The sequence below is a fragment of the Streptomyces sp. NPDC001450 genome (genome assembly GCF_053597295.1).
In genome coordinates this window covers 14,531-25,604 of sequence record NZ_JBSFHY010000053.1, presented here as the reverse complement: position 1 = coordinate 25,604, position 11,074 = coordinate 14,531, and the positions used below count along the sequence as shown (strand labels likewise).

The window sequence follows — 11,074 nt, the reverse complement described above, 5'->3', positions numbered from 1 at the left end:
CTTGTCAATGGTTGTTGCTGTGCGGTTATGTTGGGCTCGCACTACCGCCGCTGTGTGTGCACGTTCCCAAATGGTCGATTTCACGGGAGAGATCTATGCCGGACACCAGCCCCAGGGGCCTCACCGGGCTCGCCTTCGGTGGGGATTACAACCCCGAGCAGTGGCCGGAAAGCGTCTGGCAGGAGGACGTCCGGCTGATGCGTGAGGCCGGCGTCACGATGGTCAGCGTCGGGATCTTCTCCTGGGCCCTGCTGGAGCCCTCACCCGGTGAGTACGACTTCGGCTGGCTGGACCGGGTCATCGGCCTGCTGCACGACAACGGCATCCGCGTCGACCTGGGCACGCCCACCGTGGTGCCGCCCGCCTGGTTCTACCGGGAGCACCTTGAGGCGCTGCCGGTGACCGCGGAGGGCGTGCGCTACGAGTTCGGCTCGCGCGGCGCGATCTGCCACAGCAACGCCGCCTACCGCTCCGCCGCGGCGAGCATCACCACGAAGCTCGCCGAGCGCTACGGCGACCACCCCGCGCTCGCCCTGTGGCACGTGCACAACGAGTACGGCGTCCCCGTCTCGGCCTGTTACTGCGACTCCTGCGCCGCCCACTTCCGCCGCTGGCTCGCGGACACCTACGGGACCGTCGAGGGCGTCAACGAGGCCTGGGGCGCCGCCTTCTGGGGCCAGTGCTACGCGAGCTTCGAGCAGATCAACCCGCCGCGCGCGACACCGACCGTCGGCAACCCGGGTCAGGCGCTGGACTACAGGCGGTTCGCCGATGCCACCATCCGCGAGAACTTCCGCGCCGAGCGGGACATCCTGCACCGCCTCTCGCCGGGCGTCCCGGTGACCACCAACTTCATGACCGCCCTCAGCCAGTGCGACTCCATGGACTACTGGGCCTGGGGCCGCGAGGTCGACCTCGTCACCAACGACCACTACCTGATCACCGACGGTCGCCGCACCCACGTCAACCTCGCCATGGCGGCGGACATCACCCGCTCCGTGGCCGGCGGCACCCCCTGGCTGCTGCTCGAACACTCCACCTCAGGCGTCAACTGGCAGCCTCGCAACCCCGCCAAGGCCCCCGGCCAGATGGCCCGCAACTCCCTCGCCCACGTGGCCCGCGGCTCCGACGGAGCGATGTTCTTCCAGTGGCGCCAGTCCCGGCGCGGCGCCGAGAAGTTCCACTCGGCGATGCTCCCGCACGGCGGCACGCAGACGCGCGTGTGGCGCGAGGTGGTCGAACTCGGCGCGTCCGTGGACTCGTTGAGCACCGTACGCGGTACCCGCACCGAGGCCGACGTGGCCATGCTGTGGGACTGGCAGTCCTGGTGGGCGCAGAACCTCTCCTGGCGGCCCAGCGAGGACCACGACCCGCGCGAACGCGCCGACTCCTTCTACGAGGCCCTGTACGACCGCCACCTCACGGTCGACTTCGTCCACCCGGAAGCCGACTTGTCGAGGTATCCCCTTGTCGTCGTACCGGCCCTGTACCTGATGACGGAGGCGGCCGGGAACAACGTCCGGGACCACGTCGAGAACGGCGGCACGCTCGTGGTGTCGTACTTCTCCGGCATCGTCGACGAGCACGACGCCGTGCACGACGGCGCCTACCCGGGCGCGCTGCGCGACGTCCTCGGCCTGACCGTGGAGGAGTTCTCGCCGCTGCTGCGCGACGAGCGGGTGCGCCTGACCGGGCCCGACGGCTCCGAGCTGACCGGGGACGTGTGGACGGAGTTCGTGGTGCCGCGCGGCGCCGACCCCGTGTGGACGTATGCCGACGGGCTCACCGCCGGCCGCCCGGCCGTGACCCGGCACCGGCTCGGCGAGGGCACCGCCTGGTACGTCTCCACCCGCCTCGACACCCACGGCCTGGACGCGCTCATCGGCTGGGCCGCCGACGACGCCGGGCTCGCCCCGCGCGCCGACCTGCCCCGCGACGTCGAGGTCGTGCGCCGCAGCGGGGAGTCGGGGACCTACCTCTTCGCGATCAACCACACCGCCGGCGACGCCAAGGTGCCGCTGGACACGCCCGGCACCGAGCTGCTGACGGGCGAGCGCGCAGCGGGCCGGCTGGCGGTCCCGGCGGGGGCCGTGCGGGTCGTACGACTCGACGGCTGAGCAGGCTCCCCTCCGTCCGCGTGTGCCACGAGAGCCGCGGGCGGAGGGGCTGTCCTCCGGCCCCCACCGGAGGACACCCCCAACCCAGTTACGTCGAAGGGACGACGGACGACGATGTTCCATCCCAGACGCACCATCAGGGTCCTGCTGCTGCCGCTCGCGGCCGGGCTCGCCCTCACCGCCCTGCCCGCCCAGAGTGCCCAGGCCGCGAGCTCCCTGACCAACGGCGGCCTCGAGTCCGACGGTTCCGGCGTGGCCGTGCCCACCGGCTGGTCCGAGTACGGCGACACGGGCGCCTCGTACACCGAGTCCGGCGGCCACGGCGGGAGTTACCGCCTGACCCACTACTCGTCCTCCGCGTACAAGGTGGAGACGTACCAGTACCTTTCCGGGCTGACCAACGGCAACTACACACTGACCGCGTGGGTCCGCTCCAGCGGCGGGCAGAACTCGGCCTACATAGCGCTCAAGAACTGCGGGAGCGCCGAGCAGCGCACTGATCTGCCGATCTCGTCCAGTGGGTGGATCCGTATCGTCACGCCGATCAATGTGACCAGCAACCAGTGCACCATCAGCATCAACAGTGACGCGAACGCGGGCAACTGGATCAATGTCGACGACCTGACCTTCACGTCCGGCACCACGAGGACGTCCATCCATGGCGCCGACATCTCCTCCCTCTCCCTCGCCAAGAGCGAGGCCAAGGGCGGGGTGTACAGGACCAGCTCCGGCACCACCGGCGACGCCGTCACCATCCTGAAGAACGCCGGCATGAACTACGCGCGGCTGAAGGTCTGGGTGAACCCGGCCGACGGCTTCAACGACAGGGCTCATGTCCTGGCCATGGCCAAGCGCGTCAAGGCGGCCGGCATGAAGCTGCTGGTCGACTTCCACTACTCGGACACCTGGGCCGACCCGGGCGCCCAGACCAAGCCGGCCGCCTGGGCGGGGCACTCGTACAGCCAGCTCAAGACGGACGTGTACAACCACACGTACGACGTGTTGAACGCGTTGAAGGCCCAGGGCACCACCGCCGACATGGTCCAGGTGGGCAACGAGATCAACGGCGGCATGCTGTGGTCCGAGGGATCGACGGACAACTGGAGCCGGCTCGCAGGGTTGATCAACTCGGGCTACGACGCCGTCAAGGCGGTCAACTCGTCAACGGTCGTGGCGCTGCACCTGGCCAAGGGCGGTGACAAGGCCGGAACGGAGTGGTGGTTCGACAACGCGGTCGCGGGCGGCGTGAAGTTCGACGCGATCGGCCTGTCGTACTACGGCTACTGGCACGGCCCGCTCTCCGACTTCCAGACCACTCTGGACGACGCGGCCTCCCGCTACGGCAAGCCGGTGTTCGTCGCCGAGACGGCCTACCCCTTCCGGCTGGACAGTGACGACTCGCTGGTCAACCAGATCGACACCACCGGCGAGCTGGTCTCCGGCTACCCCGCGACCGTGGCCGGCCAGACCAAGTGGATGAACGACGTGGCGAGCATCGTGGAGGCCGTCCCGAACGGCCGCGGCCTCGGCGTCTTCTACTGGGAGGCGACCTGGACCGCGGTCACCGGCAACGGCTGGGACCCGACCGACGCCACCTCCGGCAACGGCTGGGAGAACCAGGCCCTGTTCGGCTACGACGACAAGGCGCTCTCCTCCGTGTCGTGGTTCAGCCACCGCTGAACCACCCCTGACGGGGGCCCGGTCGTAAGGGGACGGCCGGGCCCCTTCCCGTTTCCTCGAACAGGTCTGTCGGGAACGGTCGTTCGATTCCGGACAAGGGTGGCGGAGTCCCGTACGGGACGGCTTCGGCTGCGCGACAGTGGGAACACGGCGCACGGGGAGGCCGGGAACGGAGGCGAGACGGATGATGAGGAACCCTTCGGGCGGCATGCGGCAGGACATCCTGGACTGGCTCAAGGACCCGGCCGCCCACTTCCCGTCAGGGCGCCACCACGGCGACCTCGCCGAGACCGGTGTCACCGCGCGGGCGGTGGCCGCCAAGCTCGGTGTCTCCCGCCGGACCGCCGCCGCCCACCTCGACCTCCTCAGCAGCATCGGCCTGCTCCGCACCCGCCGGATCCGCTGCCGCACCCACTACCGCCGCGACGAGATCCGCATCGCCGAGGTGGCCAGGATGTTCGAGAAGGGCTGGTGAACCGGGGGCGACGTCGTAGGCGGTGATTTCGCCGACAGCCCCCGGCATGCGGCAGACGCTGGGACGATGGAGCACCGTCGACCTCGAAGGGCAGGCGCCCATGACCTCTCCCACTCCTCTGGTCGTCCACCGGTACGTCGCCGTCGGCGGCGAGGGTCCCGAGGACGTCGTCGCCGACTCCCGCGGCCGGGTGCTCACCGGCGTGGCGGACGGCCGGATCCTGCGCATCGACGGCATCGCGGACCCCACGGCCACCCGTGTCGAGGTGCTCGCCGAGACCGGCGGGCGGCCGCTGGGCCTCGAACTCCTGCCGGACGGGACCCTCTTGGTGTGCGACGCCGACCGCGGACTGCTGCGCGTGGGCCTGGACGACGGCCGCGTCCAGGTGCTCGCCGAGGCGGCCGCGGGGGAGCGGCTGCGGTTCTGCAGCAACGCCGTCGCCCTGTCCGACGGCAGCGTGTACTTCACCGTCTCCAGCCGCCGCTACCCGCTGGAACAGTGGATCGGGGACGTGGTCGAACACACCGGCACCGGCCGCCTGTTGCGCCTCGCGCCGGGCAGCGACCGGCCCGAAGTACTGCTGGACGGGCTCCAGTTCGCCAACGGCCTCGTACCCGCCGCCGACGAGTCCTTCCTGGTCGTCGCCGAGACCAGCGCATACCGGCTGACCCGCTACTGGCTGACCGGGCCGAAGTCCGGGCGGCGCGACCCCTTCGCCGACGACCTGCCCGGCATGCCCGACAACCTCTGGCGCGCCGGCCGGGCCGGCCCGATCCGGGTGGCCCTGGCCGGCCCGCGCGTACCCCCGCTCGACCTGCTGCACCGCGGCCCCGCGGCGCTGCGCCGCGCCGCCGCCCGAGCAGCCGTCCGCGCGCCCTACCGGCCCGCCGGTACCGTCGGCGTCCTCGCCGTCGACGACGACGGCCGCGTCCTGGAGCACCTCACCCGTCGCCGCTCCGGCTACCGCATGGCCACCAGCGTCTGCGAGGCCTCCGGTCACCTGATCCTGGGCAGCGTGTGGGAGCGGGGCATCGCGGTCTGCGCCCTGCCCGAGCCCGCACACTGAGTCACTCCGAGGTGCTCGGCGGCCGCCCGCCGCGGCCGCGTGTGCGGTCGGGGCGCCGCCGGCGTTACCCTGGTCCGCGGCCGCGATCATCCTGCGCGGCGCGGCGGTGGGGCCCGCCGTACCCGAACCGCGGTGAAGGCGCCGCCAACGGTCCCTACTTGCGACGGCATGGCGCCCGTGTGCCCCGGGCCCCGGCGAGTAGGAGAAGCACGAGCATGACAGCCCCGGAAGCCGAGAGCCTGCAGGCCCGCCCCGCACCCGCGCGGCGGTCGCAGTGGCGTACCCAGGCCCCCGTCGTCGCCGTGGTCGCCGTGGGCGGTGCCCTCGGTGCGACGGCCCGCTACGCGCTGACCCTGGCCTGGCCCACGCCCCTGGGCGGATTCCCCTGGGCGACCTTCTGGACCAACGTCATCGGCTGCGCCGTGATCGGCGTGTTCATGGTGCTGATCACCGACGTGTGGGCCGCCCACCGTCTCGTACGCCCCTTCTTCGGTACCGGCGTGCTCGGCGGCTTCACCACCTTCTCCACCTACGCCGCCGACATCCGCAGACTGGTCGACGCCGGCCACCCCCGCACGGGGCTGGCCTATCTCGCCGCGACCCTGTTCGCGGCCCTCGCGGCGGTGTGGCTGGCCTCGGTCGCCGCCCGCCTGGTGCTCACCCGGAGGCAGCGATGACCTCACTCACCGGCCGGGCCGTACGGCTGACCGTCTACATCGGCGAGGACGACACCTGGCACCACAAGCCCCTCTACTCCGAGATCGTGCACCGCGCCCACGCCGCCGGGCTGGCCGGGGCCAGTGTCTTCCGGGGGATCGAGGGGTTCGGCGCCTCCTCCCGCATCCACACCACCCGGCTGCTGTCCCTGAGCGAGGACCTGCCCGTGGCGATCGTCGTGGTGGACACCGAGGAGCGGGTCAGGGCCTTCCTGCCGCAGCTGGACGAGCTGGTCGGCGAAGGTCTCGTGACCCTGGAGGAGTGCGAGGTCGTCCGGTACGTGGGGCGCGGGCCCGGCCCGGACGGACCGGAGTCGAAGGGTAAGAAGTCGTTGTGAACTGGCTGCTGGTCGTCCTGGGGGCCGTGGTCGGCGCGCCCCTGCGCTATCTCACCGACCGGGCCGTCCAGGCCAGGCACGACTCACTCTTCCCCTGGGGCACCTTCGTGGTGAACGTCACCGGCTGTCTGATCCTGGGCCTGCTCACGGGCGCCGTGTCCGCCGGAGCCGCAGGTCCGCACCTGCAGCTGCTGATCGGCACCGGGCTGTGCGGGGCGCTGACGACGTACTCGACCTTCTCCTACGAGACCCTGCGGCTGACCGAGGCCGGTGCGGGGCTCTACGCTGCCGCCAATGCCGTCGCGAGCGTGGCGGCGGGGCTCGCAGCGGCCTTCGCGGGTGTCTCCCTCGCCGAGGCTCTGTGGGCCTAGGCGCTTGGCGTACGGCCGGGCATAGTAAGTACTGTCTACAGCACTGTCGACCAACTCTCCTCAGAACTGGATCCCATGAGCGCCATCTCCGTCGGTCAGGCCGTCGTCCTCGGAGTAGTCGAGGGGGTGACCGAGTTCCTCCCCGTGTCCTCCACCGGCCACCTCAAGATCGCCGAGGGGCTCATGGACATCCCGGTCGACGACAAGTCCGTCGTCGGGTTCTCCGCCGTCATCCAGGTCGGCGCCATCGCCGCCGTGCTCGTGTACTTCTTCAAGGACATCAAGCGGATCGTCTCCGCCTGGTTCCGCGGCCTGGCCAAGCCCGAGGAGCGCTACCACCACGACTACAAGTTCGCCTGGTGGGTGATCGCCGCCACCGTCCCGATCGTTGCCGTGGGCCTGGCCGCGAAGCCGCTGATCGACGGCCCGCTCGCCTCGCTCTGGGTGGTCGCCGGCTCCCTGATCGTCGGCTCCGGTGTGATGTGGGCCGCGGACCAGATGGGCCGCCACAAGCGCGGTGAGGACGACACCTCCTTCAAGGACGCGATGCTGGTCGGCTGCTCCCAGATCCTCGCCCTGCTCTTCCCCGGCTTCTCCCGCTCCGGCGCCACCATGTCCACCGCGCTCATCCTCGACCTGGACCGCGTCGCCGCCACCCGCCTCTCCTTCTTCCTCGGCATCCCGGCCCTCACCGGCGCCGGCATCTACGAGCTCAAGGACGCGCTCGGCGCGGGCGTCGGCGCCGCCCCGCTGGCCGTCGGCACGATCGTGTCCTTCGTGGTCGCCTACGCCTCCATCGCCTGGCTGCTGAAGTTCGTCGCCAAGCACTCCTTCAACGCCTTCGTGATCTACCGGGTCGTCATCGGCGTCGCCCTCCTCGGCCTGCTCGCCACCGGCACGCTGAGCAGCTGAGCGACCCTCGCACCGCCCACGGGGCGCGGATGCCTGCATTCAGGCGCCGCGCCCCGTGAATGTTTTCTTGCGCGACGCCTTGACAGTTCCCTTCGGCAACCCGCAGGATCGCTCCCGTGAACCTGTCAGACAGCCAGACAGGTGGCCCGGTTCCGCGGCGCGTCAGCGCCATGGAAGCCGTCCTCGGTCACCTCCGCGGCGCCATCGAACGCGGCGAGTACGCCATCGGCGACAAGCTCCCCTCCGAGGCCGAGCTGTGCCGCACCCTCGAGGTGTCCCGGCCCGTGCTCCGCGAGGCGCTGCGCGCCCTGCAGACGATGGGCCTGACGGTCTCCCGGACCGGCAAGGGCACCTTCGTCGTCGCGAACGCCGTCGAGGACCCCACCTTCGGTGACTACGCGGCCAGCGACCTGCTCGAGGTGCGCCGCCACATCGAGATCCCGGTCGCCGGGTACGCGGCCCTGCGCCGCACCCCGGAGAACCTGGACCACATGGCCCACCTCCTGGACCGCATGGAGCGGGAGACGGACACCACCGCGTGGGTCGCGATGGACAGCCTCTTCCACCTCGCCGTGGCCGAGGCCGCCCAGAACCCGGTCTTCCGCCGGGTCATCGAGGAGATCCGTGACGCACTGGCGCGTCAGTCGGCCTTCCTCAACGAGCTGGGCGGGCGCCGCGAGCAGTCCAACCGCGAGCACCGGGCGATCGTCGAGGCACTGATCGACGGTTCCGAGCACGACGCCGTCGAGGCCATGAGCCATCACCTCGACCGCGTCGAGACGACCCTCACCCACATCGTGCGCCCCGGGCGCACGGACCTCCCTACGGAAGGCGGACCCGAGGCGTGAGCGAGCAGCACCTCAAAGACGAGACGCGCCCCTCGTCCACCCATGTCGACGCCGGAGACGCGGGCTACAGCAAGAGCCTGAAGCACCGGCACGTCAACATGATCGCGATCGGCGGTGCCATCGGCACCGGCCTCTTCCTCGGCGCGGGCGGCCGGCTCGCCGACGCCGGACCCTCCCTGTTCGTCGCGTACGCCGTCTGCGGCGTCTTCGCCTTCCTCGTCGTGCGCGCGCTCGGCGAACTCGTGCTGTACCGCCCGTCCTCCGGCGCCTTCGTGTCGTACGCCCGGGAGTTCCTGGGCGAGAAGGGTGCCTACACCGCGGGCTGGATGTACTTCCTCAACTGGGCGACCACCGGCATCGCCGACATCACGGCGGTGGCCACCTACACCCACTACTGGGGCATGTTCTCCGACATACCGCAGTGGGTGATCGCGCTGATAGCCCTGGCCGTGGTCCTCACGGTGAACCTGATCTCGGTGAAGATCTTCGGCGAACTGGAGTTCTGGTTCGCGATCGTGAAGGTCAGCGCGCTGGTCGTCTTCATGTGCATCGGTATCTTCCTGCTGGTCACCCAGCACCCCGTGGACGGCGGCACCCCGGGCCCGTCCCTGATCACCGACAACGGCGGCGTCTTCCCGAACGGCCTGCTGCCCATGCTGCTGATCATCCAGGGTGTCGTCTTCGCCTACGCCTCCGTCGAGCTGGTCGGCGTCGCCGCCGGTGAGACCGAGAACCCCGAGAAGATCATGCCCAAGGCGATCAACTCGATCATGTGGCGCGTGGGCCTGTTCTACGTCGGCTCGGTCGTCCTGCTCTCGATGCTCCTTCCCTGGAACAAGTACAGCGCCGGCGAGAGCCCCTTCGTGACCGTCCTGTCCCACATCGGCGTCCCGGCGGCGGGCGACGTGATGAACCTGGTCGTGCTCACCGCGGCCATGTCCTCGCTCAACTCCGGCCTGTACTCCACCGGCCGCATCCTGCGCTCCATGGCGGTGAGCGGCTCGGCCCCGAAGTTCACCGCGAAGATGAGCCGCAGCCAGGTCCCGTACGGCGGGATCCTGCTCACCAGCGGTATCTGCGTCCTCGGGGTCGGCCTGAACTACGTCGTCCCGGCGAACGCCTTCGAGATCGTCCTGAACTTCGCGGCGATCGGCATCCTCGCCACCTGGGGCATGATCATGCTCTGTCACCTGCTCTTCTGGCAGAAGACCCAGAGGGGCGAACTGGCCCGGCCCTCCTACCGGCTGCCGGGTTCCCCCTGGACCGAACTGGTGACGCTGGCGTTCCTCGCCTCCGTCCTGGTCCTCATGTACGCCGACGGCGGCGCCGGACGCACCACCGTGCTGTGCCTGCCGCTGATCGTCGCAGCGCTGGTCGCGGGCTGGTACGCCATCCGCGGGCGCATATCCCGCAAGTCCCCCTCCGGAGCCGATGCGTGACCCACGCGGCGCTCCCTGACAAGCAGGCAGTGATGTACAGCAGTTCCCCTGCGGACCCACCCCTCGTCCGCGAGCCCCTCCACGCCCCCGTCGCCCACCTCATCCGCGGCGGGGTCGTCGAGGGCATCCACTACGGCTCCGTCGTCGTCCTCGGCACCGACGGCCAGGTCCAGTTCCAGCTCGGCGACATCGAGGCCGCGTTCTACCCGCGCTCGGCCCTCAAGCCCGTCCAGGCCGTGGCCATGCTGCGGGCCGGGCTGCCGCTCGACGGCGACCTGCTCTCGCTGGCCGCCGCGAGCCACTCCGGCGAGGAGCGCCACCTCGCCGGCACCCGGCGGATCCTCGAACTCGCCGGTCTCACCGAGGACGATCTGCGCAACGTGCCCGACATGCCGTACGGCCCGGCCGTGCGGGACGCCTGGGTCCGCGAGGGCCGGCTGCCCTCCCGCCTCGCCCAGAACTGCTCCGGCAAGCACGCGGCGATGCTGTGGACCGCCAAACTCAACGGCTGGTCCCTGGAGGACTGTCTGGACCCGGCCCACCCCCTGCAGCAGGCCATCGCCGAGATCGTCGAGGACCTGACCGGGCAGCGGGTGGCCCAGGTGACGGTGGACGGCTGCGGCGCGCCGCTGTTCTCCATCTCCCTGCACGGCCTCGCCCGCGCCGTCGCCCGCATCACCACCGCCGCTCCGGGCACGCCCGAGGCCCGCGTCGCCGACGCGATGCGCGAGCACCCGGAGATGGCCTCCGGCTCCGGCCGCGATGTCGCCGCGCTGATGCGGGCCGTGCCCGGACTGCTCGCCAAGGACGGCTTCGAGGGCGTCCAGGTGGCCGCGCTGCCCGACGGCCGTACGATCGCCGTCAAGATCTCCGACGGGGCGAACCGGGCGCGTGTTCCGGTCGCCGCGGCGGCGCTCGCTCGCGCGGGCGTGGACCCCGAGCTGCTGACCGCGTTCGCCGGAGAGCCGCTGCTGGGTGGCGGGGAGCCGGTGGGCTGCGTGCGGCCGGTACGTGCGCTGGACCCGGTACCGCTCACCGCTTGCGCGTAGCGCTTCGCAGTTCCCCGCGCCCCTTTCCGGGGCGCCATCACCTCTGTACCTCAGAAAGAGGAC

The 11,074-nt window shown here is 70.8% G+C and carries 11 protein-coding genes; all 11 read left to right on the top strand.

Going from position 1 to position 11,074, the window contains the following annotated elements:
- Positions 1–95 precede the first annotated feature (95 nt).
- The 11 genes from ACWC5O_RS39800 to ACWC5O_RS39750 all read left to right on the top strand — a co-directional run bounded on the left by ACWC5O_RS39800 (position 96) and on the right by ACWC5O_RS39750 (position 11,011).
- Positions 96–2,117, top strand: coding sequence for a beta-galactosidase (locus tag ACWC5O_RS39800; RefSeq protein WP_450581355.1), 2,022 nt, complete (start codon positions 96–98; stop codon positions 2,115–2,117).
- 114 nt (positions 2,118–2,231) lie between these two features.
- Positions 2,232–3,797, top strand: a complete 1,566-nt coding sequence (locus tag ACWC5O_RS39795) for a glycoside hydrolase family 53 protein (RefSeq protein ID WP_450581353.1) — start codon at positions 2,232–2,234, stop codon at positions 3,795–3,797.
- A 184-nt stretch (positions 3,798–3,981) separates the two neighbouring features.
- Positions 3,982–4,272, top strand: coding sequence for an ArsR family transcriptional regulator (locus ACWC5O_RS39790; protein WP_450581351.1), 291 nt, complete (start codon positions 3,982–3,984; stop codon positions 4,270–4,272).
- A gap of 100 nt (positions 4,273–4,372) precedes the next feature.
- Complete coding sequence (locus ACWC5O_RS39785; protein WP_450581602.1) at positions 4,373–5,338, top strand: SMP-30/gluconolactonase/LRE family protein; 966 nt, start codon at positions 4,373–4,375, stop codon at positions 5,336–5,338.
- 215 nt (positions 5,339–5,553) lie between these two features.
- The gene (gene crcB, locus ACWC5O_RS39780) at positions 5,554–6,015 is read left to right on the top strand and encodes a fluoride efflux transporter CrcB (RefSeq protein WP_450581349.1); all 462 of its coding nucleotides are present in this window, start codon (positions 5,554–5,556) and stop codon (positions 6,013–6,015) included.
- The gene (locus ACWC5O_RS39775; protein WP_450581347.1) at positions 6,012–6,392 is read left to right on the top strand and encodes a DUF190 domain-containing protein; all 381 of its coding nucleotides are present in this window, start codon (positions 6,012–6,014) and stop codon (positions 6,390–6,392) included. The genes crcB (ACWC5O_RS39780) and ACWC5O_RS39775 overlap by 4 nt, the downstream gene beginning before the upstream one ends.
- Entirely contained in the window at positions 6,389–6,763 is a 375-nt protein-coding gene (crcB, locus tag ACWC5O_RS39770) for a fluoride efflux transporter CrcB (RefSeq protein ID WP_450581345.1), read from the top strand. Before ACWC5O_RS39775 ends, crcB (ACWC5O_RS39770) begins: the two co-directional genes overlap by 4 nt.
- Positions 6,764–6,838: 75 nt before the next feature.
- Complete coding sequence (locus ACWC5O_RS39765; protein ID WP_450581344.1) at positions 6,839–7,675, top strand: undecaprenyl-diphosphate phosphatase; 837 nt, start codon at positions 6,839–6,841, stop codon at positions 7,673–7,675.
- A 170-nt stretch (positions 7,676–7,845) separates the two neighbouring features.
- Positions 7,846–8,523 carry a FadR/GntR family transcriptional regulator gene (locus tag ACWC5O_RS39760; RefSeq protein ID WP_450581600.1) on the top strand — a complete coding sequence of 226 codons (678 nt, stop codon included), beginning with the start codon at positions 7,846–7,848 and terminating at the stop codon, positions 8,521–8,523.
- A complete protein-coding gene (locus tag ACWC5O_RS39755) occupies positions 8,520–9,962 on the top strand; it encodes an amino acid permease (protein ID WP_450581342.1) in 1,443 nt (480 codons plus the stop codon). Before ACWC5O_RS39760 ends, ACWC5O_RS39755 begins: the two co-directional genes overlap by 4 nt.
- 32 nt (positions 9,963–9,994) lie before the next feature.
- Positions 9,995–11,011 carry an asparaginase gene (locus tag ACWC5O_RS39750; RefSeq protein WP_450581340.1) on the top strand — a complete coding sequence of 339 codons (1,017 nt, stop codon included), beginning with the start codon at positions 9,995–9,997 and terminating at the stop codon, positions 11,009–11,011.
- Positions 11,012–11,074 lie beyond the last annotated feature (63 nt).

What these genes read in the sequence shown, in the direction of transcription:
- ACWC5O_RS39800 (WP_450581355.1), top strand. Translation starts at nt 96, where the DNA reads ATGCCGGACACCAGCCCCAGGGGCCTCACCGGGCTCGCCTTCGGTGGG.
- ACWC5O_RS39795 (WP_450581353.1), top strand. Translation starts at nt 2,232, where the DNA reads ATGTTCCATCCCAGACGCACCATCAGGGTCCTGCTGCTGCCGCTCGCG.
- ACWC5O_RS39790 (WP_450581351.1), top strand. Translation starts at nt 3,982, where the DNA reads ATGATGAGGAACCCTTCGGGCGGCATGCGGCAGGACATCCTGGACTGG.
- ACWC5O_RS39785 (WP_450581602.1), top strand. Translation starts at nt 4,373, where the DNA reads ATGACCTCTCCCACTCCTCTGGTCGTCCACCGGTACGTCGCCGTCGGC.
- crcB (WP_450581349.1), top strand. Translation starts at nt 5,554, where the DNA reads ATGACAGCCCCGGAAGCCGAGAGCCTGCAGGCCCGCCCCGCACCCGCG.
- ACWC5O_RS39775 (WP_450581347.1), top strand. Translation starts at nt 6,012, where the DNA reads ATGACCTCACTCACCGGCCGGGCCGTACGGCTGACCGTCTACATCGGC.
- ACWC5O_RS39765 (WP_450581344.1), top strand. Translation starts at nt 6,839, where the DNA reads ATGAGCGCCATCTCCGTCGGTCAGGCCGTCGTCCTCGGAGTAGTCGAG.
- ACWC5O_RS39760 (WP_450581600.1), top strand. Translation starts at nt 7,846, where the DNA reads ATGGAAGCCGTCCTCGGTCACCTCCGCGGCGCCATCGAACGCGGCGAG.
- ACWC5O_RS39750 (WP_450581340.1), top strand. Translation starts at nt 9,995, where the DNA reads ATGTACAGCAGTTCCCCTGCGGACCCACCCCTCGTCCGCGAGCCCCTC.